The organism is Apolloniradiicaulis salifontis (assembly GCF_053756655.1).
The window spans coordinates 2043738-2070376 of sequence record NZ_CM132387.1 but is presented as its reverse complement, the minus strand read 5'-3'; the positions used below and the strand labels follow the sequence as shown (position 1 = coordinate 2070376).

At 66.0% G+C, this 26639-nt stretch carries 28 protein-coding genes; 20 read left to right on the top strand and 8 right to left on the bottom strand.

What is annotated here, in order from left to right; all coding sequences use genetic code 11:
• Window positions 1-58 precede the first annotated feature (58 nt).
• The 9 genes from secY to ACWCOP_RS09980 all read left to right on the top strand — a co-directional run bounded on the left by secY (window position 59) and on the right by ACWCOP_RS09980 (window position 10504).
• Window positions 59-1411, top strand: a complete 1353-nt coding sequence (gene secY, locus ACWCOP_RS10020; RefSeq protein ID WP_478248144.1) for a preprotein translocase subunit SecY — start codon at window positions 59-61, stop codon at window positions 1409-1411.
• A complete protein-coding gene (locus ACWCOP_RS10015) occupies window positions 1408-1971 on the top strand; it encodes an adenylate kinase (RefSeq protein WP_478248143.1) in 564 nt (187 codons plus the stop codon). Before secY ends, ACWCOP_RS10015 begins: the two co-directional genes overlap by 4 nt.
• Before the next feature lie 197 nt (window positions 1972-2168).
• Window positions 2169-2537: a 30S ribosomal protein S13 gene (gene rpsM / locus ACWCOP_RS10010; protein ID WP_478248142.1), complete on the top strand. Its 369-nt coding sequence runs from the start codon at window positions 2169-2171 to the stop codon at window positions 2535-2537.
• A gap of 12 nt (window positions 2538-2549) precedes the next feature.
• The gene (rpsK, locus tag ACWCOP_RS10005) at window positions 2550-2939 is read left to right on the top strand and encodes a 30S ribosomal protein S11 (protein WP_478248141.1); all 390 of its coding nucleotides are present in this window, start codon (window positions 2550-2552) and stop codon (window positions 2937-2939) included.
• 101 nt (window positions 2940-3040) lie between these two features.
• Window positions 3041-4060 (top strand): DNA-directed RNA polymerase subunit alpha, encoded by a 1020-nt coding sequence (locus tag ACWCOP_RS10000; protein WP_478250677.1) that lies wholly within the window; start codon window positions 3041-3043, stop codon window positions 4058-4060.
• A 49-nt stretch (window positions 4061-4109) separates the two neighbouring features.
• Window positions 4110-4532, top strand: a complete 423-nt coding sequence (gene rplQ / locus ACWCOP_RS09995; RefSeq protein WP_478248140.1) for a 50S ribosomal protein L17 — start codon at window positions 4110-4112, stop codon at window positions 4530-4532.
• A gap of 180 nt (window positions 4533-4712) precedes the next feature.
• Window positions 4713-7274, top strand: a complete 2562-nt coding sequence (locus tag ACWCOP_RS09990; protein ID WP_478248139.1) for a TSCPD domain-containing protein — start codon at window positions 4713-4715, stop codon at window positions 7272-7274.
• Between the two features lie 855 nt (window positions 7275-8129).
• Complete coding sequence (locus ACWCOP_RS09985; RefSeq protein ID WP_478248138.1) at window positions 8130-9968, top strand: aminopeptidase P family protein; 1839 nt, start codon at window positions 8130-8132, stop codon at window positions 9966-9968.
• Window positions 9965-10504: a hypothetical protein gene (locus ACWCOP_RS09980; protein WP_478248137.1), complete on the top strand. Its 540-nt coding sequence runs from the start codon at window positions 9965-9967 to the stop codon at window positions 10502-10504. Before ACWCOP_RS09985 ends, ACWCOP_RS09980 begins: the two co-directional genes overlap by 4 nt.
• 58 nt (window positions 10505-10562) lie before the next feature.
• Here the strand turns inward: ACWCOP_RS09980 and ACWCOP_RS09975 are convergent, their stop codons facing one another.
• Window positions 10563-11231, bottom strand: coding sequence for a protein phosphatase CheZ (locus tag ACWCOP_RS09975; RefSeq protein ID WP_478248136.1), 669 nt, complete (start codon window positions 11229-11231; stop codon window positions 10563-10565).
• 96 nt (window positions 11232-11327) lie between these two features.
• Entirely contained in the window at window positions 11328-11714 is a 387-nt protein-coding gene (locus tag ACWCOP_RS09970; protein ID WP_478248135.1) for a response regulator, read from the bottom strand.
• Window positions 11715-11853: 139 nt separating this feature from the next.
• On the opposite strand from ACWCOP_RS09970, the gene ACWCOP_RS09965 reads away from it, so the two are divergent.
• Together ACWCOP_RS09965 and ACWCOP_RS09960 are read left to right on the top strand one after the other, a co-directional pair.
• Entirely contained in the window at window positions 11854-12294 is a 441-nt protein-coding gene (locus ACWCOP_RS09965) for a MaoC family dehydratase (RefSeq protein WP_478248134.1), read from the top strand.
• Window positions 12295-12300: 6 nt separating this feature from the next.
• On the top strand, window positions 12301-13236 hold the full coding sequence (locus ACWCOP_RS09960; protein WP_478248133.1) for a bifunctional riboflavin kinase/FAD synthetase: 936 nt from the start codon (window positions 12301-12303) through the stop codon (window positions 13234-13236).
• Here ACWCOP_RS09960 and ACWCOP_RS09955 read toward each other — a convergent pair.
• A complete protein-coding gene (locus ACWCOP_RS09955; protein WP_478248132.1) occupies window positions 13233-13700 on the bottom strand; it encodes a nucleoside deaminase in 468 nt (155 codons plus the stop codon). The genes ACWCOP_RS09960 and ACWCOP_RS09955 overlap by 4 nt on opposite strands.
• A gap of 40 nt (window positions 13701-13740) precedes the next feature.
• On the opposite strand from ACWCOP_RS09955, the gene ACWCOP_RS09950 reads away from it, so the two are divergent.
• From ACWCOP_RS09950 to ACWCOP_RS09940, 3 genes are all read left to right on the top strand, one after another.
• Window positions 13741-14964: a pseudouridine synthase gene (locus ACWCOP_RS09950; RefSeq protein WP_478248131.1), complete on the top strand. Its 1224-nt coding sequence runs from the start codon at window positions 13741-13743 to the stop codon at window positions 14962-14964.
• On the top strand, window positions 14939-15505 hold the full coding sequence (gene rsmD / locus ACWCOP_RS09945) for a 16S rRNA (guanine(966)-N(2))-methyltransferase RsmD (RefSeq protein ID WP_478248130.1): 567 nt from the start codon (window positions 14939-14941) through the stop codon (window positions 15503-15505). The genes ACWCOP_RS09950 and rsmD overlap by 26 nt, the downstream gene beginning before the upstream one ends.
• Window positions 15506-15594: 89 nt before the next feature.
• The gene (locus ACWCOP_RS09940) at window positions 15595-16158 is read left to right on the top strand and encodes a DUF5655 domain-containing protein (RefSeq protein WP_478248129.1); all 564 of its coding nucleotides are present in this window, start codon (window positions 15595-15597) and stop codon (window positions 16156-16158) included.
• A gap of 36 nt (window positions 16159-16194) precedes the next feature.
• Here the strand turns inward: ACWCOP_RS09940 and mutL are convergent, their stop codons facing one another.
• Window positions 16195-18096: a DNA mismatch repair endonuclease MutL gene (gene mutL, locus ACWCOP_RS09935; RefSeq protein ID WP_478248128.1), complete on the bottom strand. Its 1902-nt coding sequence runs from the start codon at window positions 18094-18096 to the stop codon at window positions 16195-16197.
• 138 nt (window positions 18097-18234) lie between these two features.
• On the opposite strand from mutL, the gene ACWCOP_RS09930 reads away from it, so the two are divergent.
• Both ACWCOP_RS09930 and ACWCOP_RS09925 read left to right on the top strand, forming a co-directional pair.
• Entirely contained in the window at window positions 18235-18498 is a 264-nt protein-coding gene (locus ACWCOP_RS09930; protein ID WP_478248127.1) for a DUF2093 domain-containing protein, read from the top strand.
• On the top strand, window positions 18495-19424 hold the full coding sequence (locus tag ACWCOP_RS09925; RefSeq protein WP_478248126.1) for a M23 family metallopeptidase: 930 nt from the start codon (window positions 18495-18497) through the stop codon (window positions 19422-19424). The genes ACWCOP_RS09930 and ACWCOP_RS09925 overlap by 4 nt, the downstream gene beginning before the upstream one ends.
• Here ACWCOP_RS09925 and ACWCOP_RS09920 read toward each other — a convergent pair.
• Genes ACWCOP_RS09920 through ACWCOP_RS09905 form a run of 4 tightly spaced genes read right to left on the bottom strand, consistent with a single transcriptional unit; the run spans window position 19403 to window position 23327 of the window.
• The gene (locus ACWCOP_RS09920; protein WP_478248125.1) at window positions 19403-20311 is read right to left on the bottom strand and encodes a lysophospholipid acyltransferase family protein; all 909 of its coding nucleotides are present in this window, start codon (window positions 20309-20311) and stop codon (window positions 19403-19405) included. The two genes, ACWCOP_RS09925 and ACWCOP_RS09920, sit on opposite strands and share 22 nt — an antisense overlap.
• Window positions 20312-20320: 9 nt before the next feature.
• The gene (gene lpxK / locus ACWCOP_RS09915; RefSeq protein ID WP_478248124.1) at window positions 20321-21331 is read right to left on the bottom strand and encodes a tetraacyldisaccharide 4'-kinase; all 1011 of its coding nucleotides are present in this window, start codon (window positions 21329-21331) and stop codon (window positions 20321-20323) included.
• The gene (locus tag ACWCOP_RS09910) at window positions 21328-22602 is read right to left on the bottom strand and encodes a 3-deoxy-D-manno-octulosonic acid transferase (RefSeq protein ID WP_478248123.1); all 1275 of its coding nucleotides are present in this window, start codon (window positions 22600-22602) and stop codon (window positions 21328-21330) included. Before ACWCOP_RS09910 ends, lpxK begins: the two co-directional genes overlap by 4 nt.
• On the bottom strand, window positions 22599-23327 hold the full coding sequence (locus tag ACWCOP_RS09905; protein WP_478248122.1) for a lysophospholipid acyltransferase family protein: 729 nt from the start codon (window positions 23325-23327) through the stop codon (window positions 22599-22601). Before ACWCOP_RS09905 ends, ACWCOP_RS09910 begins: the two co-directional genes overlap by 4 nt.
• Before the next feature lie 68 nt (window positions 23328-23395).
• Between ACWCOP_RS09905 and ACWCOP_RS09900 the strand changes: the two genes are divergently transcribed.
• From ACWCOP_RS09900 to ACWCOP_RS09885, 4 genes are all read left to right on the top strand, one after another.
• Window positions 23396-24100 carry a protein tyrosine phosphatase family protein gene (locus ACWCOP_RS09900; protein WP_478248121.1) on the top strand — a complete coding sequence of 235 codons (705 nt, stop codon included), beginning with the start codon at window positions 23396-23398 and terminating at the stop codon, window positions 24098-24100.
• A gap of 78 nt (window positions 24101-24178) precedes the next feature.
• The gene (locus tag ACWCOP_RS09895) at window positions 24179-24568 is read left to right on the top strand and encodes a hypothetical protein (RefSeq protein WP_478248120.1); all 390 of its coding nucleotides are present in this window, start codon (window positions 24179-24181) and stop codon (window positions 24566-24568) included.
• 46 nt (window positions 24569-24614) lie between these two features.
• A complete protein-coding gene (locus tag ACWCOP_RS09890) occupies window positions 24615-25391 on the top strand; it encodes an FkbM family methyltransferase (RefSeq protein ID WP_478248119.1) in 777 nt (258 codons plus the stop codon).
• A gap of 409 nt (window positions 25392-25800) precedes the next feature.
• Window positions 25801-26634 carry an MvdC/MvdD family ATP grasp protein gene (locus ACWCOP_RS09885; RefSeq protein WP_478248118.1) on the top strand — a complete coding sequence of 278 codons (834 nt, stop codon included), beginning with the start codon at window positions 25801-25803 and terminating at the stop codon, window positions 26632-26634.
• The last annotated feature ends 5 nt before the right edge of the window (window positions 26635-26639 follow it).

Genomic DNA, 26639 nt, shown 5'->3' with positions numbered 1-26639 from the left:
TAAGTGTTGCCGGTCCCCGTTTTGCTTGTCCGTCCCGAGTTCAGGAGCACACGACAACATGGCGTCAGCCGCCGAACAGCTCGCTTCGAACATGAATTTCGGGGCGTTCGCCCGCGCCAAGGAGCTGCAGCAGCGCATTCTTTTCACGCTGCTCGTGCTCGTGATTTACCGTGTCGGCACCTATGTGCCGATCCCCGGGATCGATTTTGAGCAATTCCGCCTGGCCTTCGAAGGCCAGCAGGGCGGAATTCTCGGCGTGTTCAACATGTTCTCGGGCGGCGCCGTGGAGCGCATGGCGATCTTCGCCCTGAACGTGATGCCCTACATCTCCGCCTCGATCATCATGCAGCTCATGGCCGCCACCGTGCCGAGCCTGGAGCGCATGAAGAAGGAAGGCGGCGAGCAGGGCCGCAAGCAGATCAATCAGTATTCGCGCTATCTCACCGTGGTGCTGGCGACGGTTCAGGCCTTCGCCATCGCGCTCGGCATGCAGGCCGTCGATCCCAATAGCGGCGCCTCGATCGCGATGAACCCGGGGCCCTTCTTCCTGGCGTCCACGGTCGTGACGCTGGTGGGCGGCACGATGTTCCTTTTGTGGCTCGGCGAGCAGATCACCGCGCGCGGCGTGGGCAACGGCGTCTCCCTGATCATCTTCGCCGGCATCATCGCGGAAATGCCCCGTGCGCTGTTCCAGGCGCTCGAGCAGGGCGCTTCGGGCACGCTGCCGGGCGGCGTCATCGTAGCGATGCTGGTGGGCATCATCGCAGTGCTCACCTTCGTGGTGTTCATCGAGCGCAGCCAGCGCCGGCTTCTGATTCAGTATCCCAAGCGCCAGGTGGGCAACAAGATGACGGGTGGGGAATCCAGCTTCCTGCCGCTGAAGCTGAACACCGCAGGCGTGATCCCGGCGATCTTCGCCAGCTCGCTTCTGCTGCTGCCGGCCACCGTGGCGGGCTTCTCGGCCCAGTCCGGCCCCGACTGGCTGCGCCAGGTCGTGGCGCTGCTCGGCCCGGGCCAGCCGCTGTTCATCGCCTTCTACGGCTCGATGATCATCTTCTTCACCTTCTTCTACACCTCCATCGTCTTCAATCCGGAGGACACGGCGGAGAACCTGAAGAAGTATGGCGGCTTCCTGCCGGGCATCCGTCCGGGCAAGCGCACAGCGGAATATCTCGACTACGTGCTGTCGCGCCTCACCGTGATCGGCGCCGGGTATCTGACCATCGTGTGTCTGCTGCCCGAGATCCTGAAGGCGCAGTACAGCCAGATCCCCTTCTATATCGGGGGCACGGCCATCCTCATCGTGGTTTCGGTGACCCTTGATACGGTCGGCCAGATCCAGTCACACCTGCTGGCTCACCAGTATGAGGGGCTGATCAAGAAGACGAAACTGCGGGGGCGGAAGAAATGAATCTGGTTCTGTTCGGACCGCCGGGCGCCGGCAAGGGCACCCAGGCCAAGCGCCTCGTCGCAAACCGCGGCTGGGTTCAGCTCTCCACCGGCGACATGCTGCGCGCTGCGCGCAGCGCCGGGACCGAGCTGGGACGGCGCGTCGCCGACATCATGGACCGCGGCGATCTGGTGTCCGACGAGATCGTGATCGCATTGATCGAAGAGCGTCTGCCCGAGGCCGAAGCGGCCGGCGGCGCGATCTTCGACGGATTTCCGCGCACCGTTGCCCAGGCCGAGGCGTTAGACCGCCTGCTTGAGGGCCGGGGTGCGCAGATCGACAAGGTGCTCCGCCTTGTTGTTGACCAGAACGAACTGGTGGCGCGCATGGAGAAACGCGCCAAAGAGGAGGGCCGCCCCGATGACACGGTGGAAGCCTTCAAGAACCGTCTGGAGACGTATAACAGCCAGACCGCGCCGCTGATCCCGTACTATGAGGCCCGTGGTAAACTGGCCGATCTGGACGGCATGGGCGACGTTGACGAGGTCGCCCGGCGGATCGATTCCGCCGTGGACGGCTAGAGACACGCGCGACCGGATACAGCTGTCCGGCGCAAAAACCGTTTCCCCGGCGCGCAACGCGGTTGACGCGGCGGGGGCTGTGACTATAAGAACCGCCCTTCGCTCGCATGGGGCAGACATCGTTCCGGCGCCGCCTCAATCGGCCGCGCTTTCGGTCTGTTTCGCGTGCTGGGGCTGATGAGGACAAGGAGAGCGTCGTGGCACGGATCGCCGGCGTCAACATTCCGACCAACAAACGCGTCACCGTGGCGCTTCGCTATATCCATGGCATTGGCGAGACCAAGGCTGCGGAAATCTGCGAAAAGGTGGGCATCGCTGCTGAAAAGCGGGTCAACGAGCTCACCGATGCGGAAATCCTGTCGATCCGTGAAACGATCGACGCGGGCTACACCGTGGAGGGCGACCTTCGCCGTGAAGTCGCGGTGAACGTGAAGCGCCTGATGGATCTGGGCTGCTATCGCGGCCTGCGCCATCGCCGGGGCCTTCCCGTTCGCGGCCAGCGCACGCACACCAATGCGCGCACCCGCAAGGGTCCCGCCAAGCCGATCGCCGGCAAGAAGAAATAAGGAGCGAGGGCCATGGCCAAAGAGACAAGCCGCGTCCGCCGTCGCGAACGCAAGAATATTACGGCCGGCGTCGCGCATGTGAACGCCAGCTTCAACAACACCATGATCACCATCACCGACGCCCAGGGCAACGCGATCTCCTGGTCTTCGGCCGGCACCATGGGCTTTAAAGGGTCGCGCAAATCGACCCCGTACGCCGCCCAGGTCGCTGCTGAAGATGCGGGCCGCAAGGCCCAGGAGCACGGCGTGAAGACGCTTGAGGTGAAGGTGTCGGGTCCCGGTTCCGGCCGTGAGAGCGCCCTGCGCGCCCTGCAGTCGGTCGGTCTGACGATCACCACGATCCACGACGTGACGACGATCCCGCACAATGGTTGCCGTCCGCCGAAACGCCGCCGGGTCTAGCACGCGCGGCGGAGTTTTCCGCCGGCCGCGTATTTTGAATTTCCAGCCGGCGTGAACGTCCCCCTCGACGTTCGCGCCGCTCGCCTGAAGGGGTGATGTCCGTGATTGAGAAGAACTGGCAGGAACTGATCCGCCCGATGAAGCCGGAAATCCAGCCCGGCCATGATGCGTCTCGCCACGCCAAGATCATCGCCGAGCCGCTTGAGCGCGGCTTCGGCATGACGCTGGGCAATGCGCTGCGCCGGATCCTTCTGTCTTCGCTCCAGGGCGCCGCGATCACCGCGGTGCAGATCGACTCCGTCCTGCACGAGTTTTCCTCGATCAAGGGCGTGCGCGAAGACGTCACCGACATCATCTTGAACCTCAAGCAGGTCGCTCTTCGCATGCACGGCGAGGGGCCCAAGCGCCTGACGCTGAAGAAGAGCGGCCCGGGCGAAGTGACCGCCGGCGATATCGAAGAGACCGCCGACATCGAGGTCATCAATAAGAACCACGTGATCTGCACCCTCGACGAGGACGCCGAGGTGCGCATGGTCCTGACGGTGAACACCGGCAAGGGCTATGTCCCCGCCGAGCGCAACCGTCCCGAAGACGCGCCCATCGGCCTGGTGGGCGTCGACGCCCTCTACAGCCCGGTCAAGCGTGTCGCCTACCGGGTGGAGAACACCCGTGAGGGCCAGGTGCTGGACTATGACAAGCTGATCCTGGAGATCGAGACCAACGGCGCCGTGACCCCTGAGGATTCGGTGGCATACGCCGCGCGCATCCTGCAGGACCAGTTCCAGATCTTCGTGAATTTCGACGAGCCCAACCAGGCGCGTGTCGGCGACGACGAGAAGCCGGAGCTCGACTTCAACCCGGCGCTTCTGAAAAAGGTCGACGAGCTCGAGCTGTCGGTCCGCTCAGCCAACTGCCTGAAGAACGACAATATCGTCTATATCGGCGACCTCATTCAGAAGAGCGAAGCGGAAATGCTGCGCACGCCGAATTTCGGTCGTAAATCGCTTAACGAGATCAAGGAAGTTCTCGCCCAGATGGGCCTGCATCTGGGCATGGACGCGCCGAACTGGCCGCCCGAGAACATCGAGGACCTGGCCAAGAAATACGAGGACCAGATCTAGAACGGAGCGTCGCGAGACGGCCCGCTTCATAGACTGAAGGAGACATCCCATGCGCCACGGCGTCGCCCACCGCAAACTGAACCGTACGGCCAGCCACCGCAAAGCCATGTTCGCCAACATGGCCGCCTCGCTGATCGAGCACGAACAGATCGTCACCACCCTGCCCAAGGCCAAAGAGCTTAAACCCATCATGGACAAGCTCGTGACCCTGGCCAAGCGCGGCGATCTGCATGCGCGCCGTCAGGCGATCAGCCAGATCCGCAACAAGGATCAGGTCGTCAAGTTGTTTGACACGATCGGCCCGCGCTACACCGAGCGCAATGGCGGCTATACCCGCGTGCTGAAAGCCGGTTTCCGCCATGGCGACAACGCGCCCATGGCCGTGATCGAGCTGGTGGACCGCGATCCGGAAGCCAAAGGCGCCGTTGATCGCGCCCGCGAAGCCGCGCTGGACACCGCCGGCGAGGACTAGGCTCGCAAAAGTCGCGACTAAGAAACAGACGAGGAAGAGGCCGCGCACCGACAGGAGCGCGGCCTTTTTTCATGGCCTCGGCCTCAGTTTCCCCAGATCTGTGCGGGAGGCTTCGACTCTATCGCCCGGCGCGCGGTATCCTGACGGTGATTCGATTTCCCTTCCGTGCGGAGCCTCGCCATGGTCGATCGCCGTTTGACCCGTCCCGACGCCGATATCGCAGACGGGATCGCGTTTGAAAGCCGCGCGGTGCTGCCCGCCGACCCGGATGCGCTTGATGCGGGCGACGCCCGCGCGCGCGTTCCCGCCCACTGGCCGGCGCGCGCCACAGCCGCCTTTGCGGCGCTGTCAGGGGCCGATTTCGACACCGAGATCGACTCCGCCGAAACGCTGGCGGCTCTGGCCCAGGCGCTGTCTGCGCCGTTTCAGGACGCCGCCGCGGCCAGGGCCGAGTTCACAGCCTCCCTGGTTCATCGTGAGGCCGTTCCCGCGCCCGCCCTGTGGCGCGGCGAGGGGCTGGCCCCTCCGGCGCCGGTGTTCGCGGCTGGGGCGGACGATTTGTCCGCGGTGCTTGATGAGCTGAACGCCGCCGCCATGGGCGAGGCGGCCGCTGCGGTGGGCGCGCGCGTTCTCGCCGAGCGGCTGGAGGCGGTGGCGCTTGCGTGTGTGAACTGCGACGGTTCGGCGGAGGAATGCTTTGATCCGCGTCGCAATCGCGCCCTGGCCCGCGCGGTGCGCGCCGCCCGCCGCGACGGCGCGCCCGACGCCATGATCGAGCGGGCCATAGCCCGCGCCCGCCAGGGGGTCACGGCGCCGGAACCCGGTCTCAACGCCGCGCCGGCGCCGGTGGAGACGCCTCTGGTGCATCTTGACGCCTCCTTCTTTGATCTGGCCGAAGCCGACGGCGCGCTGGAGGACGGCGCCCCCGCCCGCACGCTCCTGACCCGCCTGGGCGAGGCGCTGTGGACCCATGGCGCCCCGGCGCTCGTGTTCGAAGCGCCCGCGCCGGCCCTGCCGCTCGGGGCGGCCCTTGATCTCTCCCGCTTCATCGTGGATCAGCGCCTGGACGGTACCGCGCTGGCTCAGGCCTGCGCCCTGTGGGGCGGCGCCTGCGAAGCCGAAGGCGGCGCGCTGGCCCTCACCGGGCTTGGCGCCGCGCTCACCGCCTGTGCGCTCGCCTATGATAGCGACCGCGCGCGCGATCTCGCCGCGCGGATGCTGACGCTGGCTGCCGAGGCGAGCCCGGCGCCGGTGACGCTGGAGCGGCCCACAGAGCTGATGCTCGCCTTCCTCGACGCCCAGTCGGTGGGTGTTCACCCGCCCGCCGCTCTCGATGCGCCCGGCGGGGCGACTCTCTCCGCGCCGATCCGCGCCGCGCTCGCCGATCTGGACGCGGATGCGCAAGAGGCCGCGCGCCGCCACGCTCTGGGCGCGCGCTCGCTGTCAGGGTTTAGCGCCGAATGGCTGTCCCAGCTTTCAGAGCAGGGCGTGGACGACGGGGCGTTTGCGCGCATCGACGCCGCCCTTGGCGACGGCGTGCCGCTGCGCTTTGCGATCAATCGCTGGAGCCTCGGGCCGGAAATCGCCCGGCGCTGCGGGCTTTCACCGGATCAGTTCGACAAGGCGGGGCCGCGGCTTCTAGAAGGCCTCGGCGTCGATCCGCTGGATGTGGCCGCCGCGGAGCGTCACGTGCACGGGGCGGGGCGTCTGGATGATTGTCAGAGCCTCGACCCTGCCCGCCGGGCCGTCTTCGCCGACCCCGGCCCCGAAGCGCGCCTGGCCATGGCCGAGGCGGTGGAGGGGGCGCTCGGCGCGCCGTGCGGACTGGAGATCGCTCTGCCGGGATCGGCCGGGATTGAAGAGGCCGGCGCATTGGCGGTGTCCGCCGCGCGGCGCGGCCTCAAATCCATCGTCATCCGCCGCGAGGGCGAGGCGCTCTACGACCTTCTCAACACGATCGAGTTTGAGGGCGGCGATTACGGCCGGCGCGACTTCATCACTGAGGAGCGCGTGGTGGAACGGGTGGTGGAGCGCATCGTCGAGCGCAGCGCCCAGCGCCGCAAGCTGCCCGACCGGCGCAAGGGCTATATCCAGAAATCCACCGTGGGCGGCCACAAGGTCTATCTGCACACCGGCGAGTTTGAAGACGGCGAGCTGGGCGAGATCTTCATCGACATGCACAAGGAAGGCGCCGCCTTCCGCTCGCTGATGAATAATTTCGCCATCGCCATCTCCATCGGCCTGCAATACGGCGTGCCGCTGGAGGAGTATGTGGACGCCTATCTCTTCACCCGGTTTGAGCCGGCCGGGGATGTGGAGGGCAATGAGGCGATCAAGCACGCCAGCTCGATCCTCGACTATGTCTTCCGCGAGCTGGGCGTGAGCTATCTCGACCGCGCCGATCTCGCCCATTCAGAGGCGTCTCGCCACGATCCTTCGGGCATCGGGGACGGTGTCGCCAAAGAGAAATTCATCACCGAAGCCGATGCGTCCAGCCTGATCTCCAAGGGCTTTTCGCGCGGCCAGCTGCCCGACAATGTGGTGATGCTGGGCTCACGCCCGGCGAAGTCCTCTGGCGGCGAGGGCCGCTCCGGCGGCGCCCGCGCCGTGGCCGAGCCCAGCCCCAAGCGCGATTATCACGGCGAGCCATGCCCCGATTGCGGCCACTTCACCCTCATCGAAACCGGCGCCGAGCTTGATTGCGACGCCTGCGGCTGGTCCGGCCCTCCGCCAGGCGGGTAGGGGGCGCCGCCGCCGCATTCTTTCGCGCGACTGACCCAGCCCGGTTCCCGGTCCGATCCCCGGCTTCAGGCCGGGGGCGGAACCGGGATCTACGGCGCGTTGAGGGTCTGGCGCTGTGCAGGCGGCGCCGCTGGCTTTGCGTTTCGCTCTTGTGCGCCGCAGATCCCGGTCTTCCCCCCGGCTTTGCGCCGGGGATGAAACCGGGAACCGGCGATGTCGGTTTGCGGCTGCATCCAGCTTCAACGGCTCTCCAGACCGCCCCCCTTTCGTCATCCCCGCGAAAGCGGGGACCCAGTGCGGCCTCGCCGGTGCTTTATCCGCCGCTGTCATCCCGGCCGGAGCGCGTCAGCGCGCAGAGCCGGGACCTCACACATTGCAGATGAAGCTTCCGGGTTTCAACGGCTTGAGGTCCCGGCTCTGCGCCCGCGGGGCGGGCTTGGCCGGGATGACAGCGTAGAACTTATCCGCCCCNACTCTCGCCTCCCCCATAATCACCCCCGTCATCTCGCAGGCGAGGCCGCTCCGGAGCGTCCTGTTCGGGCGGGAATGACGGGGTGTCCCGAGTGAGTTCCGGCTAACGCACCGGTCCGCAAAGCGGCGGGTTACGGGTAGACGGGGAGGTTCCGTTGAGTCCCGCTGACCGAAAAATCACCTCAGCGGCGCGGGGGTCGTATCCGGCCTCCAAAYACAYAAAGAGANNCGGCCTGGATCCTCCCGCGCCGCCCTCGCCATCCCCATAGCCTCGCGCACGATGTGCGGCGGGCGGTTTTGGCGCGCCGGTTTTATGGCCGGGCCCACTGCGGGCGCCTCACAGCTTTGATTGAAACCGGCGGGCCGCAGGCGTAACTTCTCCCCATGACCCAGCAAATTCAGACTTTCCACGTGAAGGGCGGGCCCGGGTTCGGGCGCGAAAACCTTCCCAAGCTTCGCAAAGTCCTCAAGGCTTCCGGCCTCGACGGGTTCATCATCCCGCATGAGGACGAGTATAATAACGAATATCTGCCCGCGAACGCCGAGCGCCTCACATGGGCGACCGGCTTCACCGGGTCGGCCGGCGCGGCGATCGCCATGCTTGACCGCGCCGCGGTGTTCGTGGACGGGCGCTATACCGAGCAGGTCAAGAACCAGGTCGACAATGAGCTCTTTGAATACGCCGACCTGACCGGCGAGGGGCTCGCCGGCTGGATCCGGTTGAACGCCAGGCGCGGCGAAAAGCTCGGTTATGACCCCAGGGTCCATTCTCCCGACGCGCTGGCGAGGCTTGAGGCCGCCGCCGAGCGCGCGGGCGCTGAGCTTGTGTGCCTGGACCAGAACCCCATCGACGCGGCGTGGGAGGATCGCCCGGCGGCGCCGGCCGCCGCCGTCCATCCCCATCCCATGGCGTTTTCGGGCGAAGAGCATGGCGACAAGCGCCGGCGCATCGCCGGCGATCTTGAGGAGTCCGGCGCGGACGCGGCGGTGATCACTGATCCGGCCTCCATCGCCTGGCTGTTCAATCTGCGCGGCGGGGACGTCGCGTGCACGCCGCTGCCGCTTTCGGCCGCCGTGCTGGAGCGCGACGGCCGGGCGACGCTGTTCATCAATGAGGCCAAGCTCACCGACGCCGCCCGCGCCCATCTGGGCAATGAAGTTTCGGTGCGTCCCGAGACCGCGTTCGGCGACGGGCTCAAGGCGCTGTCGGGAAAGACCGTGCGGGTGGACCCGGCGGTGAGCTCGGTCTGGGTGTTCCAGCAGTTGGAAAGCGGCGGCGCGATCGTAAAGCGCGGCTCCGATCCTGTGTCCCTGCCCAAGGCCTGCAAGAACGCGGTGGAGATCGAGGGCTCGAAAGCGGCGCATATCCGTGACGGCGCCGCCATCGTGCGCTTCCTGCACTGGATCGATACCCAGGCGCAGACCGGCGATGTGGATGAAATCGCCGCCGCCGTGAAGCTTGAAGCGTTCCGGCGCGGCTCGGCGGAGCTGAAGGATATCAGCTTTGAGACGATCAGCGCGGCCGGGCCCAACGGCGCGTTTCCGCATTACCGGGTGAACACCGCCTCCACGCGCAAGCTGGAGCCGGGCTCGCTCTATCTGGTGGATTCCGGCGGGCAGTATCCCGACGGCACCACCGACATCACCCGCACCGTGCCCATCGGCCAGCCCAGCGAAGCCCAGCGCCGCCATTTCACGCTGGTGCTCAAGGGCCATATCGCCCTGTCCATGATCCGCTTTCCCGAAGGCACCACGGGAGGGGCGCTGGATGTGCTGGCGCGCGCGCCGCTCTGGATGGCCGGTCACGACTATGATCACGGCACCGGCCACGGCGTGGGCAGCTATCTGGGCGTCCATGAGGGCCCGCAGAACATCTCCAAGCGGCCGAACACCGTGGCGCTGAAACCGGGCATGATCGTCTCTAACGAGCCCGGCTATTACCAGGTGGGGGCCTACGGCATCCGGATTGAAAACCTTCAGTTCGTCACGCCGGCGGAGGAAGTTCCGCCCCATGGAAACCGCAAGATGATGGGCTTTGAGACGCTGACCATGGCGCCGATCCATCGCGGCCTGGTGGATGTCACCCTGCTGACAACCGAGGAGACCGCCTGGCTCGACGCCTATCATGCGCAGGTGCGTGAAAAGGTGTCGCCGCTGGTGGACGGCGAGGCGGCGGAATGGCTGGCGAAGGCCTGCGAGCCCTTCTACGGGCGGACTCCGTGAGGCTGACGGCGGCGCTGCGCCTTGCAGCGGTCAGCGCCGTCGCGCTTGCGCTTTCGGCCTGCTTCACCAGCCAGCGTGAGCTGATCGGATATTGGGGGGCGGACACGCCGCTTCAGGAAGGCGTGTACGCGCACTGGCCCACCCATCCGGACGGGACCGAGTGGGATTTTGAAACCTGGCGCGGCAGGGTCGAGGCGGATCGCCGGCGCTATGTCTCCCAGACGCCGAACTTTCCCCATGAGGGGGCGCGTTTGCGCGAGATCAGCGCAAATATCTATCTCGCCCAGCTGCCGAGCGAGGACGGGTTCCGCTATGGCGTCGCCTGGGTCTATGAAGACGGCGCGGTCATCAGCTATCACCAGCCCGACTGCTCGGCGCTCGCTGATGCGATCCGGGAGGAGGCGGGCGTCGTCCTTGATCCGGAGGGCTATTGCCGGGTGGAGGACCTGGATCAGATCGAGCGCCTGATGGGCCATTATCTTGACGTGATGGGCCAGGACATAGTCGTCCATGGCGTCTATCGCCGGGTGGAATAGCAAACGCCCCGCCGATGAGGGCGAGGCGCTTTACTGTCCCCCGGACTTTGAAGACGGCTTAGTCGAACAGCGAATCGATGGCGTCCTGATCCATGGCCATCAGGCTGTCCACATCGTCCTGCTTGGTTTCCGGACCGCCCTTGGCCGGGCCGTTGAGGTGGAGCCTGGTCTGGCGCTCGGATTCGGCGCGCTCTTCTTCGGTGGCCTCGGCGTCGTGCACGCCCATGGTGGAGGCGAAACGCGCCACCCGGTTCTCGATATGCTTGAGGGAGGCGACGACCTTGGACACTCGCTGACCGGAGAGGTCCTGGAACGAGCAGTTCTCGATGATCCGGCACATGGCCGCGTCGACCTCGTCCTTGTAGGCGGCGAGATCGTCGGGCTCGGCGGACATCAGCGCCTCGGCCTCGCTCATGATCGCCTCGGTGGCCTTTTCGGTGTCGGTGACGACAGCCTCCAGCTCGGCGCCGGCGATGGGGATGCGCTGCTCGCGGATATCATTGGGACGCAGCTGCGCGATCTCGTCGCGGGTGCGGGCGATATAATTGGCGATGGAGATGAACTCGTCGTGGATCGAGCGGTCCAGCGAGCCGAAAAACATCTGCATCGTGTCGGTGAGTTGCTGGGCGAGGCGGAGCACCTCGATCAGCTGGGGGTCCTTGAGATCGGCGGCTTTGACCGATTTAAGGCTCTCGCGAATCTGCGCGGCGACTTCTGCGGCGGGCATTATGTATCCTTCCCTCAGGTTGTGGGGCCGGGCTGGTTTGCGCTTGAATGCGCTGAACCGCCGGGGCGCCAGTCCTTGGGCGAAATGAAAACCGGACTAAAAATCGCCGATGACGGCTGTCATCTTCGCTTTAAGGGTTCCCGCATTGAAGGGCTTCACGATATAATTGTTCACCCCGGCCTTCTTCGCCGCGATGACGTTCTCGGTCTTGGATTCGGCGGTCACCATGATGAACGGCGTCGCCTTGACCCCTTCGTCGGCGCGAACCTTTTGCAGCAACTCGTAGCCGGTCATCGGCTCCATGTTCCAGTCGGAGATGACAAGCCCATACTTGCGCTTCTTCATCATCTCGAAGGCTTCGGTGCCGTCCGACGCCTCGTCCACGTTTTCGAATCCGATCTGCTTGAGCAGATTTTTGATGATGCGGACCATCGTCTTGTAATCGTCCACCACCAGTATAGGCATCGACATTTCGACAGCCATCGCCCCAACTCCGTACTGTTTTTCCACCACCTGAGACCGCGATTTCTTGCGTCCGCCGTCCCTGCTGAGACGAGACGCTAGACAATTGCGGTCAAAAATCGGTTAAACACGCGGCGAGACTCGCAGGAGCGCAAAAAACATGAGCGATTTCGAAGGCTACGCCATCACCGAGCTGGAAATCGGGCAGTCCGCCGAGATCACGAGGCTGGTGGATGAGGCGGCGGTGCAGAAATTCGCCGAGGTGTCGGGGGACTTCAATCCGCTGCACATGGACGAGGCCTATGCGTCACGCTCGGCGTTCAGGGGCCGGATCGCCCACGGCGCGCTGGTGGCCAGCTACATTTCGTGCGTGCTGGGCAATCATCTGCCCGGCCCCGGCGCCGTGTTCGCCGGCATGAGCATGCGGTTCGAGCGCCCGGTGCGCATCGGCGACACCGTGATCTGCCGCGCGACGGTGACCGATGTTGACGTCAAGGCGCGCCGGGTCAAATTGGCCTGCGTGTGCGAGGTGGACGGCGAGACCTGTATGGCGGCCGAGGCCGAAGTGATCGTCAGGAAACGCCGCAAGTCGGCGGCCTAGGGGCATATGAGCGTCTATTACGGCCATGCCGGCTTGCCTGAAACCGCCCGCGGCGCGGTTGCGGCGCTGGGAAATTTCGACGGGGTCCATCGCGGCCACGCCGCCGTCATCGATGCTGCGGCGGCGCTGGCGGCCGAGCTGCGCGCCCCGGCTGCGGCTGCGGTGTTCACGCCCCACCCAAGGCTCATCTTCCAGCCCGACGCCGAGCCCTTCGCCCTGATGAGCGAGGCCCAGCGCGTGCGCGCCCTGCAGGCGCAGGGCGTGGAGATCATCCTTCATATCGCCTTTGACCGGACGTTGGCGGCCATGACGCCGGACGCGTTCGTAGAGGAGGTGCTCGCTCGCGGCCTCGGACTGAAGGGCGTCGTCACGGGCGCTGATTTCTGCTTCGGCAAGGACCGCGCCGGGAACGCCGCGGCGCTCAAAGAGATCGGGGCCCGCTTCGGGATCGAAGCGCGGGTGGCGGAGGCTGTGAGCGATCCGGGCGTGGATCACAAGATTTCCAGCTCCGATGTGCGCCGGGCCCTGCGCGAGGGCGCGCCGCAGACCGCAGCCACGCTCCTGGGCCGGCCCTTCGCCATCGAGGGCGCGGTGGCTGAGGGCGACAAGCGCGGACGCACGATCGGATTTCCCACCGCAAACATCGGCTTGAGCGCCTATGTGCGCCCGGCCTTCGGCGTCTATGCAGTGAAGAACCGCCTGGCCGACGGCCGCATGGTGGCCGGCGTCGCCAATCTTGGCCGTCGCCCCACCGTGGACGGGACCGAGGCGCGCCTTGAAACCCATCTGTTCGATTTCGCTGAGGATCTTTACGGCCAGACGCTGGAGGTCGAACTGCTGGAGTTTATCCGCGGTGAGACAAAGTTCGACGGGTTGCAGGCGCTCACCGCCCAGATCGCGCGCGATTGCGACACGGCGCGGTCGATTCTGGCGGCGCGCTAGGGTTTTTTGCGGCGGTCCTTGAAGAACGCCTTTAGCAGGGCCGACGCTTCCCCGGCGCGCACGCCGGCGGTCACTTGAGGTCGCCAGTGGCAGGTGGGCTGCTCAAAGAAGCGCGGGCCGTGCTCCACCGCGCCGCCCTTGGGATCGGACGCTGCGTAGATCACCCGGCCGATGCGGGCATGGCTGATGGCGCCCGCGCACATGGCGCAGGGCTCCAGCGTGACGAAAAGCTCAAGGCCGGTGAGGCGGTAATTGCCGAGCTTCGCCCCGGCGGCGCGAAGGGCGGCGATCTCGGCGTGGCAGGTGGGATCATGGCCGGCTATGGGCGCGTTGGACCCTTGCGCGATGACCAGATCGGCGCCCGGATCGACGATCACGGCGCCCACAGGCGTCTCGCCCGCCGCAGCGGCGGCTTGCGCTCGGGCCAGCGCCAGCCCCATAAAGCGGTGTTCGCGGGTTTCCATGCCCGTTCCTCTAGTCCTGACCGGAGCGATCCGTAAAGCCTTGGCTGACGAAGACACCCCTACAGAGGGCGCGGCGGACGGCGCAGCGCCGGGCGAGCGCATCGCCAAGGCGCTTGCGCACTCCGGCGTCGCTTCGCGGCGTGAAGCCGAGCGCCTGATCGAGGCCGGCCGGATCAGCGTCAACGGCAAGACGCTCAAAAGTCCCGCCTTCAACGTCATGCCGGGCGACGATATCCGCCTGGACGGCCAGTCGATCGGACCGCGCCCGCCCACCAAGGTCTGGCGCTATCACAAGCCTGCCGGGCTTTTGACCACCCATAACGATCCGCAAGGGCGCGAGACCGTCTTTGGCCAGATGCCCGAGGATATGGGCCGGGTGATCAGCGTCGGACGGCTGGATCTCAATTCCGAAGGCTTGCTTCTGCTCACCAATGACGGCGAGCTGGCGCGGGTGCTGGAGCTTCCCGCCACCGGCTGGACCCGTCGCTACCGTGTGCGGGCCTATGGCCGCGCCGACGATTCGGCGCTGAAAAAGCTCGCCGACGGGGCGGTGGTGGACGGCGTCGTCTACGGCCCGGTGGAGGTCACGGTGGACCGGCGCACCGGCGCCAATGTCTGGCTCACCATCGGGCTGAAAGAGGGCAAGAACCGCGAAGTGAGAAAGGTGCTTTCCAGCGTCGGCCTCACGGTGAACCGCCTCATGCGCACCGCTTACGGCCCGTTTCAGCTGGGATCCTTGAAGCGCGGCGACACCGAGGAGGTCAAGCTCTCGGTCCTGCGCGACCAGCTGGGTCGGCTTTATCCGCTGGACCGCGACGGCAATCTCATGGCTGAAGGCGTGCAGGCAGGGCCGGAAAAGACCGGCACCGCTACGGCCAGGCCGCGCCCCACGGCCGGGGAATCCGGCTTCAAGCCGAAGAAGACGGGCTCCAGGGCGGGATGGGCGAAGGCCAGCCCGAAAACCGAACCGGGGCACAAGGCGCGCAAGGCTGCAAAGGCGGCCAAGGCCGCGGCCGGCGAGACCCGGCCTTCGCGCAAGACCAGCGCCCAGACACCCGGCGCCCTGAGGGCCGGCTCCCAGACTGCTGACTCCCAGAAGTCAGGACCCCGGAAACCGACCTCTCAGAAGCCAGGGTCCCAGAAGCCAGGGCCCCAGAAAGCTGGCGCCCCGAAGACCGGCTCCCAAAAAGACCGGCGCGACGCCTCCAAGCGCGGCGAGCTGACGAGTATGAAAGACAATGCGAATCGTCGCCGGCGCCCATAAGGGCCGCGCCATTTCAGCCCCCAAAGGGCTCGCCACGCGTCCCACCACGGACCGGGTGCGCGAAAGCGTGTTCAACAAGCTCGCTCACGCCTCCTGGGCGCGAAAGCTTGAGGGCGCTCGGGTGATCGATCTGTTCGCCGGGTCCGGCGCGCTGGGGCTTGAGGCGATCAGCCGGGGAGCCGAGTTCTGCCTGTTTGTGGAGACCGAGGCGAACGCCCGCGGCGCCATCCGCACCAATATCGAAGCGCTTCAGCTTTATGGCTGCACCAAGCTGCACCGGCGCGACGCCACCGATCTGGGCCGGAAGCCGGAAAAGGTCGGCCCGCCCTTCGATCTGGCCTTCATGGACCCGCCCTATGGCCAGGGTCTGGGCGAGCGCGCCCTTGAGGCGCTCACTCGCGGCGAGTGGCTCTGCGATGACGCGCTTGTGGTTCTGGAGGACAGCGCGCGGGCGACGCTGCAGCCGACGCCGGGCTGGATCGAGCTTGACCAGCTGGCGGCCGGCGACACGATCGTGCGGTTCTTCCGGCGCACGCCCTGAGGGCGCGCGCCTCGCGTCCAGCCGTCTTGCAATACCAATTGTCTTTTTCAGGATATTGTTTCAGCGTTTCCCGAAAAGGGGAGGGCGGTATGAATGCGATCGACCAGGCTGGCGAGACCCAGCTTTGCAATATCGAGGCGAAGACCGGCAAGTCGCGCGACGCGCTTGGCCGCGAAATCCTGGCCCAGGGGCTGCCCAAGCATGGCCAGATGGTCCAGTGGGTGAAGGATAATCTCGGCCTTGGTCATGGCGACGCGAACGCCCTGGTCCATGTGACGCGCCGGGCTGCGGAGGCGTCGCAAGCCTCCCCCGCCGCCGATCCGCGCGATGAGATTTATGTCGGGCCGAAGGCCCATCAGCGCGCGATCCACGACGCTCTCATGACGCAGATCGAGGACTTTGGTCCGTTCGAGATCGCCCCGAAGAAAGGTTATGTCGCCCTGCGACGGGCGCGCCAGTTCGCCATGCTGGGTCCCAAGACCAAGGAGCGGTTCGAGCTTGGCGTGAACCTGAAGGAGGCGGCCGAGCATCCCTTCATGAAGGCGGTGAAGCCCGGCGGCATGTGCCAGTACGTGATCGCGCTTCACAGCGTGGACGAGATCGACGCCGGAGTGATCAATATTGTTCGCCGGGCCTATGAGGCGGCCGGCTGATCGGTGTGGCGAGCCGGACAGGCCCGCCTTGCAGGATCAGCGGCGCCCGAAAAGCCGTTCGATATCAGCCAGCTTAAGCTCCACATAGGTGGGGCGGCCGTGATTGCACTGGCCTGAATGGGGCGTCGCCTCCATCTCGCGCAGCAGGGCGTTCATCTCCTCAGCCGTCAGGCGCCGGCCGGCGCGCACCGAGCCGTGACAGGCCATGGTGCCCACCACCTCTTCGAGCTTTTCTTTCAGCGAGAGCGCCTCGTCATATTCGGCCAGCTCATCGGCGAGGTCGCGTATGAGGCCTTGCACATCGAGTTTTCGAAGCAAGGCGGGCGTCTCGCGCACGCAGATCGCACCGTGGCCGAAGGGCTCGATGACGAGGCCCAGCTCGGCCAGCTCCTCGGCGCGGTCGAGCACGCGGCGCGCCTCGGCTTCGTCGAGATCGACGATTTCCGGGGTCAGCAACGACTGGCGCGCCACGCCGGCGGCGGCCATCTGCTTTTTCATGCGCTCATAGACCAGGCGCTCATGGGCGGCGTGCTGGTCCACGATCACAAGGCCGTCTTCGGTCTGGGCGATCACATAGGTGGCGTGCACCTGGGCGCGCGCCACGCCCAGCGGCAGGCGGGGCGCAGCGTCGCCCGATGCGCCGTTATGGGCGCCGTTCTGGGCGCCGTCTTGATCGTCTTCGTTCGGCTCCACCCGCGCGCTCATGCCGGGGGCGAAATCGCCGCCATAGGGGTCGCCGTGCTGGTAGCCGCCCGATCCGGCCTCGGCCAGGCTGCGCTCATAATCCAGGTGGCGTTCATAGGCGGGCGAGGGACGGCTTGACCAGCCGCCCGCGCGCGCCAGCGGCGGCGCGCCGGCGCCGGGCTGGACCCGGCCCAGCGCGTAGCCGGCGACCGTCGTAGAGGCGCGATGGCCGGCGCCGGCCAGCGCATGGCGCAGGGCGCCCACGATCAGGCCGCGTACAAGACCGGCGTCGCGAAACCGCACCTCGGCCTTGGCCGGGTGGACGTTGACGTCCACCTGTCCGCCGGACAGCTCCACGAACAGGGCCACCACCGGATGGCGGTCGCGCGCCAGAAAATCCTGATACGCCCCGCGCACCGCGCCGATGATCAGCCGGTCCTTCACCGGGCGCCCGTTGACGAACAGGAACTGGTGCTGAGCCGAACCGCGATTATAGGTGGGCAGAGACGCAAAGCCGGTCAGGCGCACGCCTTCGCGCTCCTGATCGATGGCGAGCGCGTTCTCGCCGAAATCCGACCCCAGAACGCTGGACAGGCGAGCGCGGCGCGCCTCCACCGGGTCGTCCCCGGTTTCCGCCGGGATCGACAGGCGCGAGCGCCCGTCGCTGGTGAGGAAGAAGCCCACATCGGCCCGCGCCAGCGCCAGGCGCTTGAGCGCATCGGCCACCGCGCTGGTCTCGGCGCGTTCGGACTTTAGGAATTTCAGCCGCGCGGGCGTGGCGTAGAACAGATCGGCCACCTCCACACGCGTGCCGCGCCGTCCGAGCGCCGGGGCGGGGCGGGGGCCGTCGGTGCGGCCGCCGTCCACGCTCAGCTCAAAGCAGGACCCCAGCTCCTGCGCCTGGCTGGTCAGCGTCAGGCGCGCGATGGAGCCGATGGAGGGCAGCGCCTCGCCGCGAAAGCCCATGGAGTCGATGTTGAGAAGATCGTCCTCCCCGTCGGCGCCCACCGGCAGTTTCGAGGTGGCATGTCGCAAAATCGCGGTCTCGAGGCTCTCCGCGTCCATGCCGCAGCCGTCATCTTCCACCGTGATGCGCGTCAGGCCGCCGTTTTCTATGCCCACATCAATGCGATGGGCGCCGGCGTCCAGGGCGTTCTCCACCAGCTCCTTGACGGCGCTGGCGGGGCGCTCGACCACCTCGCCGGCGGCGATGCGGTTGACGGTTTCCGGTGACAGGCGGCGAATGACGGGCATGGGCGCAGGGTCAGGCGCGCAGGCGAGTCGGTCAAGCGCGCGCGGCCGCAGGCGGGGGCGCGCGACTGCTGAAAAATCGCGCCTGAACGCCGGTGTTCGGCTTCCGCGCCCGCCGGCGGGCGTGGTAAGCTAGCGCCCATGACTGGAGACGCCATGAACGCCTTTGACCGTGACTTCACCGGGGAAGCCCATCTCGAATACGGGGATGCGGATTATCTCATCTTGAAGCCGGGCGCCTATGTGACCTGCGCCGTTACGGGAGAGAAGATCCAGATCCCGGCCCTGAAATACTGGAGCGCGGAGCTGCAGGAGCCCTATGTGGACGCCTATGCGGCCACCAAGCGCTGGCTGTCGCTCAATGGCGGACCCGCCGGCGCGCCCGAGCCGGGAGCTTCGCGATGATCCTCGATCTGGTGTTCGCCGCCGTGCTCGCCGCGATCCTCACCGCCGGGGCTCAAGGCATGTCCGCGTCTCAGGCCGATCCGGTGGCCGAGCTCATCACCGACATCAACGCCGACGGTGAAGCCGCTGTCGACACCAGCGCAGACGCCATGGCTGAAACCGCGCCGATCCGGTGCGCCGGCGTTCATCGTCAGGGCGCCGCCCTGATCTGCCGCGCCGCGCCGGGCGCTCAGGTGGCGCTGGGCGACGTGTCCGTCACCGCCGGGCCGGAGGGCTGGGTCGTCATCGGACATGACCGTGACGCCGCCGCCGAGACGACGCTGTCGGTGCGCGAAGGTGGTTCGGTCTGGGAGCAGGTGGTCGCGGTCGAACAGCGCGAATACGACATCCAGCGCATCGAAGGCATTCCGCAGCAATATGTGTCCCCGCCGCCGGAAACGCTGGAGCGCATCCGCGCCGAGGGACGCCGCAAGGCGGCCGCCTACACCTCGCTGTGGGAGACGCCGGGCTTTGCGGAAGGCTTTACCGTGCCGGTGGAGAACGCCCGGATCACCGGGGTCTACGGCTCCCAGCGCTATTTCAACAGCGAGCCCCGCCGTCCCCATTACGGGTTGGATTACGCCGCGCCTGCCGGCACGCCGGTGACGGCTCCGGCGCCGGGCGTCGTGACGCTGGCGGACGCGGATATGTATTACGAGGGCGGCCTGATCTTCATCGATCACGGCCAGGGCTTCATCAGCGGCTTTTTGCACCTGTCCGAGGTCGACGTGGCGGTGGGCGATGTGGTGGCCCGCGGCGATCGCATCGGCGCCATCGGCGCGGGCGGACGCTCCACCGGCGCCCATCTGGACTGGCGCATCAAATGGCGCGGCCGCTATATCGACCCGGCCGAAGTGCTGCAGGTTCAGGCTTCGTATTTGCGGTAAAGGCTTTTTTCAAAGCGGCGATGCACCCAGAACCATTGCTCGGGCGCGCGCATGATCCAGGATTCGATGAGGGCGTTGATGCGCGTCACGGTCTCCAGGATCGCCGCCGCGTCCGAGCCTTCGGGTTTCTCCAGGGGCTCGTGCACGGTCACCTTGAAGCGCACGCCGTCCTTCCTGACGATGCTCATGGGCACCAGCGGGCAGTCATAGCGCAGCGCCATGCGCGCGGGGCCTGAGGCGGTCATCGCGTCGCGGCCCAGAAACGGCGCGGCGATTCCGTCATTCATCTTCTGATCGTTCATCAGCGCCACCGAGGCGCCGCCCTTGAGCGCGGCCATCAGCTCCTTGGCGCCCGACCCGCCCTTGGGCGCCAGGATGTTGACGCCATAAGCCTTGCGCTGGTCGATGATAGCCCGGTCGATGGCTGCGTTGTTGGCGTGGCGATAGGTGATGCGGCAATCCTTCATGCGCCGCACGATGACCGCCGCCATGAGCTCCCAGTTGGCGAAATGCCCGCCGATCAGAACGGCGGGCTGCCCCGCCCGGTCGAGCGCTTCAAGAATCTCTGCGCCTTCCACCTCGATCTGGTCGCTTTCGCCGGAGAAATCGAAGCGGTGCGTGTTGGGAAACTCGCCCAGCAGCCGCCCGAAATTGTCCCACATGGCGTCCAGCAGCTGATCCAGCTCGCGCTCATGGGCGTCTGGAAAGGCGATGCGCATGTTCACGCGCGCCACGTGCTGGACCGAGGCGAGGGGGCCGATTCTGCGCAAGAGGCCGGCGCCGAAATCGCTGGCGCGCTGCAGACCCATGGAGCGGAACAGCCCCTGATAGGCGTTCCAGCCAAGGGTCTCCGCACCAAAACTGATCTTTCGGGTGAGCGAGGTCATGCTGTCTAGCTACCCCCGCCCGTTGAACGCGTCCACCGCGTCTTGAACCAGGGCGTCCAGCCTTGCCGGGTGCTCAAAGCGCGCGGACACCGGCCAGGCCGTCACCGAGTGCTGGACGTCGCCGGGCAGGCGCACCCAGTCCTTCTCGGTGGTGATGAGGCGTGCGCCATGGGCGCTGGCGAGATCGGCCAGCTGTGCGATCTCGCTGCGCGTATAGGCGTGGTGGTCGGGAAAGCTTGCGGTGTCGGCCAGCTCGGCGCCGGCGGCGGTCAACGCATCGAAGAATTTCTGGGGCCGGCCGATCCCGGCGAACGCCAGAAGTTTCTCCGGCGGCGGGCTGGCTTGCGGCTCCAGCCAGGCTTTCAGCACGGGGATCGCCAGCTCGGTAAGGCCGAGCCTTGAATAGTCAGGCTCATACGCGGCGTCCGGCGTCATCACCACCACCGCATCGGCGCGCGCCAGCCCCGCGGCCACAGGCTCGCGCAAGGGGCCTGCGGGAAACACCTGGCCCGCGCCCCAGCCCGCCACCGCATCCACCACCACGATGGAGCGCGTCTTTTCAAGCCTGGGGTTCTGGTGGCCGTCATCCATGACGATGAGATCGGCGCCGTCGCTGACCGCCAGGCGCGCGCCCGCCACGCGGCCCGCATCGATATAGGCGGGTCCCGCCCGGGCGATGAGGAGCGGTTCGTCGCCCACATCGCGTGCGCCATGAAGGCCCGGATCGACCCGCAGCGGTCCCTTCAGAGCGCCGCCCCAACCCCGGCTCAGTCCGGCCGGTTTAAGCCCCAGCGCGCGGGCGGCCTCCATCAGGGCGATGGTCACGGGCGTCTTGCCGGTCCCGCCAAGGGTGAGGTTTCCTACGCAGATCACCGGCGCCGGGGCCGGGGCGGGTATCGTGCGGGCGATGCGCCGCGCGGTCGCGGCGGCGTAGAGCGCCCCCAGCGGCGAGAGGAGGGCGCGCGTCAGACGTCCGGAGGACCGCTCCCCATCCGCATCCCAGAACGCCGGTGGTCTCATGATCGCGTCTCCAGAAGCGTGGTGAGCGCGTCCAGCGTCACCGTCAGGGCGCCGCCGGTCAGGCTGGCGAGGGCGCGCTCGGCCGAGGCCGGTGCGGGGCCGGCGCCGGCCCAGATCTCCTGCACGGCGCGCGCGGTCTCGGCGGCGTCGGAGCAGACCGTGCGCGCCTTTTCGCGGTCATAGGCGGCGAAGACATCGTCGAAGCTGGCGGTGAAAGGCCCGCTGATCACGGCGGCGCCGGCGCGGGTGGCCTCGATGGGATTATGCCCGCCAACGCCGTCGATATAGCTGCCGCAGATCACGGCCGCCGGGGCGAGGGCGAACCATATCCCCATCTCGCCCAGCGTATCGGCGAGCCACACCTGGGTGTCCGGTCCGGGCGCCCCGGCTTTTGAGCGCCGCACATGGGAGAGCCCGGCGCCGGTGAGGGCCGCTTCGGCTTCGCCGGCGCGCTCAGGATGGCGGGGCGCCAGGATCATCAGCGCGGCCGGGTGGTCCTGCAGGATCTGGCGGTGGGCCTCGGCCAGGATCGCCTCCTCGCCCGCGTGAGTGCTGGCCGCCACAAACACCGGACGCCCGGCGATCGCCGCGCGCGCCGCCGCCAGGCGCTCCGGGTCCGGATCGGGCGTGCCGGTCTCCAGCTTCAGACTGCCCAGCATGGCGATCTCGCGCCCCGCCAGATCCGAGAGGCCTTCAGCCGTGCGCTGGTCCGAGGCGCCGATCCAGTCAAAGCGCGACAGCAATGTTCGCGCCGTGTCCGGCCAGCGCCGCCAGCTGCGCAGCGATTTTTCATTGAGGCGCGCATTGACCAGAGCCAGCCTGGCGCCGGAGGCGTGCGTGGCTTCAATCAGGTTGGGCCAGAGCTCGCTCTCGGTGAAAACCGCCAGATCGGGTCGCCAGTGGGCGATGAAGCGCTTCGCCCAGTCCGGCCGGTCCACGGGTGGAAATTGATGGATCACCCTTGGCAGGGCTCGTCGGGCCACCAGAGAGGCGGAGGTAAGCGTGCCCGACGTGATCAGGCAATGGGCGCGCGGCCGGCGCTCGACCAGCGCTTCGGCCAGGGACAGCGCGATCATGCTCTCTCCGACGCTGGCCGCGTGCAGCCAGATCAGCTCGCCCTGAGGCCGGGCGGCGCCGGCGAGGCCGCGGCGCTCGCCAAGGCGGCTCGCATCTTCCTTGCCGGCCCGGACGCGTCGCGCCAGAAGCGGCCCGGCCAGCGGCCCGGCCAGACGCGTCAACACGCGGTAGAGCGCAAGGCCGGGCGCGCTCACCGTGTCTCCGTCGCCGCTGCCGGGCGGACCGGCTCAGGCCGGCACATCCGGTCGGCCTGCTCGGTCACCCCGATCAGGCGCCGCTCAAGCTCGGCGGTCAAGGCGGTGACGGTGTCGGCGTCGGCGTCGCCGGGGACATGGATCGGTTCGCCATAAACGATGGCGCCTTTTCCGAACGGCAGCGGGATCATGGCCCGGTCCCAGGAGTTCATCACGCGGGCGTTGGACATGGACCAGGCCACCGGCAGGCAGGGCGCGCGAGAGACCCGGGCCAGCTTGATCGCGCCGGAGCCGGCACGCATGCACGGCCCGCGCGGGCCGTCTGGCGTGATGCACATCATCCGGCCGTCCTGCACCTGGCGCAGCATTTCGCGGAACGCCGAGACGCCGCCCTTCTGCTTGGCCTTTTTCTCGTTGCGCGACGAGCCGCGCACGGCCGCCACGCCGAACCAGGCGGCGAAGCGCGCGATCAGGTCGCCTTCGCGCGAGCGTGAGATGAGCACGGTGGGCGCCTGGGCCGATTTGGGCCACAGCGCCACCGACATGGTCAGGCGCCCGTGCCAGATGCAGCCCACCACGCCCGATCCTGACGCCCAGACCGGCTCCACATGCTCCAGACCCACGCGTGACCAGCGCGTGGTGGCGCGGCAGAACGCGACATAGCCCGCAAGCATCGCTGCGATCACGGCCTGAACCGGGGCGGATTGGAGGATGGTTTTCAGCATGGTCGGTTCTGTGCTTCGCCGCCGCAGGCCGGTTCGTCAAGCGCCTGAGCCCGACAAGGCGCAGGGTGATGCATTGCGCGTTCGCGCGCAGCGCCTTACTTCACCGCCCCATGACTATCGATCTGAACGATCCGGCCGAATACAAGCGGGCCATGCGCGGACTGATGTGGAGCGACCATGGCGTGCTGCGCCTGCGCTTTTCCAACATGCACCGCGTGGGCGGCGAGATGTGGCGCGGCAATCAGCCCAGCCCTGCGCGGCTGAAACAGCTGCGCGACATGGGATTCAAGACGATCCTCAATCTGCGCGGAACCCAGCCGGGCCGGCATTATTACGATCTGGAGCACCATGCCTGCAAAGCCCTGGGGCTGGACATAGTCGATCTGCCCTGGGGCTCTCGCGAGGCGCCGTTCGTGGAGCGGATCGAGCATCTGATCGAGGTCTTCGAAAGCATCGAATATCCCGCCTTCATGCACTGCAAGTCCGGCGCGGACCGGGCCGGCATCGTCGCGGTGATGTACAAGCTGCTGCACGAAAAAGCGCCGTTCGAGGAGGCCGTCCAGCAGCTGTCCTTGAAGTATGGCCATATCAAGCACGGCAAGACCGGCATGCTCGATCATTTTTTCGAGCTCTACCGCAAGCGCAACCAAGAGAGCCCCATCGATTTTCTCGACTGGGTGCGCACCGAGTACGACCGCCAGGCCTGCCATGACGGATTCATGGCCAGCTGGTGGGGTTCGGCGCTGACCGAAGGCCTCCTTAAGCGCGAATGACTGCATTCGCTGATCGCGTGTAAAGATTCTGGTAAACTCGCGACGCTAGACCTGTCACGGGTCCAGGGAGCGCGAGCGATGAGCGCGAAAGAAGCATTCAGCATCATTGGCGGCGTTCTGATCATGGTGGTGAGCGGAGCGCGCGATCAGAAGGCCGGCCAGTGCGGGTATGACGCGTTCAAGGCGCACCTGGAAAGGGCCGGAACGCGCCGCATCCTGATGGACACAAGGCTCGCCACCAACGCCGACCAACCCCAATGGCTTATGGATCGCGCACGCACGTTCGGCGCGGCGACGCCGCCCTGCCGGGTCGCGATCCTGGCGCGCGCTCTGGACGGCGAGTTTGCGCGGATATACCGGCGCGCTCTTGCCGACACCGGCCACGACGCTCAGGTCTTCACCAGCTCGTCGGAGGCGGAGGCGTGGCTCTCCAGCGAATTCGAGGGCGAGCGGCTGTATCTGGCCTGACTGGAATGCGGCTTGCAGAGCAGGGTCTTCCTGAAGGAGGACCGCCATGCACGTTTCTGCTCATATCCGCGCCCTGCAAAGCCGGTTTCCCGCTCTTGTGGACGCCAAGGCGGGCGCGCAGCGGTTTGTCAGGCGTACGCTTCGTACGCCTTTCGAGGCTGATTTCCGCTTTCTGGCGCGCTGGGCGCCGGAGCCCGGCGAGGTCTTTCTGGACGTGGGCGCCAACCGGGGCCAGAGCATAGACGCGATCCGGCTGTACCATCCTGACGCACTCATTCACGCGTTCGAGCCGAACCCCAATCTCGCGGTCCAGCTCGCCCGCCTGTTCGAAGATGATCCGGCGCTGGCGGTTTACCGCTGCGGGCTCGCCGCGTGCGAAGAGACGCGCCGCCTGTTCGTGCCGGTCTATCGTGGCTTTGTGTATGACGGGCTGGCCAGCTTTGACGAGGCCGAGTGCCGCGGCTGGCTCAATGAAGAGACCATCGCCGGCTTCGACCGCTCTCATCTGGAAGTGATGACGTGCGAGGCGAAGGCGTTCCCGCTGGATCAGCTGGCTCTGCCGGTGGGCTTTCTCAAGCTTGACGTCCAGGGCTTTGAATCTGCGGTGCTCAAAGGCGGCGAGCAGACCCTTCGCGCCTCCGCCCCCATCGTCATGATGGAAAACAATGACAGCGCCGACGCCTACCTCACTGGCGAACTTGCCTGGATGCGCGCGGCGTTCAACGGGCGGGGCTTGCGCGCCGACGCCTGGGGCGAGCTGAACACGTTCTATATCGCGCCGAGCCGGGAAGCCTCGCTTCGCGATCAGGGGCTCTGGGCCTAGGTGCAGACGATATGCCAGGGCCGGATAGCTTGGCTGCAACTCAAATACAAAATAATTGAAAAAAACGAATTTGGTACAGTCAATACAGATGCCTCAGACAGAAAGGTAAAATCATGTCCGCTGATTAATCCGATCAACTGCTTTTCGCCGTCCGCGTTCTTGACGCATCCGAAGTGTTGCAAGGCGCAGGTGGTGAGGTTTGCCTTTATGATGTCCCCACTGTATCGGGCCCATCCGATAACATTCAGGTCGACGATTCGAGGGATTTCGGGCCTGGCTGCCCCTCTCCCACACCGGTAGCTTCCCTCATCGCGTGACACGCGATTGGGTTCTTCTAATCGGGACTGAAGCCGACCCTCATTTAAAATGTGTCGCAAACTGGTTGAGTTCCAGCGGAGAGAGAATCCTGGTGTGGGATCCGCTGGAACGCCAACCTTTCCATATCGACGACCAAGGTGATGTTGTGGTCTCGGGCATTTCCTTGCGAAATGATGTAGCGCGACTGTATTGGCGGGATAAGCGCTTCTTGTACGAGCAGCGAACCGGATTGTCCGACTCAGACCAGCTTGCATATTGGCATGATCAATGGGACGCGGTTTATCGGTATGTAGACATCGCAGCGCCCACCGATCGGCAAGTTGACTTCCGCGGATATGCGATGCAGGCCAACTGCCGTGTCCAAGGGCGGCTTGCAGCTAAAGCGGTCGGATTTTCGGTTCCTGACCAGATTCTGACCAACAATATCCGAAAAATTGGCGAGCTTGCAAACCCCATTATTTACAAGCGCCTTAGCTCAATATTACCCTCTAGGACAAAGATGCTGTATTCTTCAAAGATAGATAAAAATTTTATTTACGAAAATGCCGATGCTTTCGAATTTTCGCCCAATTTAGTGCAATCTTACCTAAATAAAGTATTTGAATTGAGGGTGGCAGTTGTCGAAGATGAAATTTACGCTGTGAAAATTGATTCCCAAGCCTCAGAATGCACTCGAACAGATTGGCGGGTCGACCAGACTCGAACTGAGATGTTTTCAGATTTTAAATTAAGTTCTGACATAAAAGATCGCTTAATGAGGTTCATGTACCTGACCAAGATAAATGTTGGCATGTTTGACTTTATAGTAACGCCCGAAGGCGATTTTATGTTTCTTGAGTGCAATCCAGCGGGACAGTGGTTGTTTATTCCAAGCTTTGCAACCATTGTGACGGATGCCATAGGTCGTCTCCTGAAGCGCCGATAGTCCGG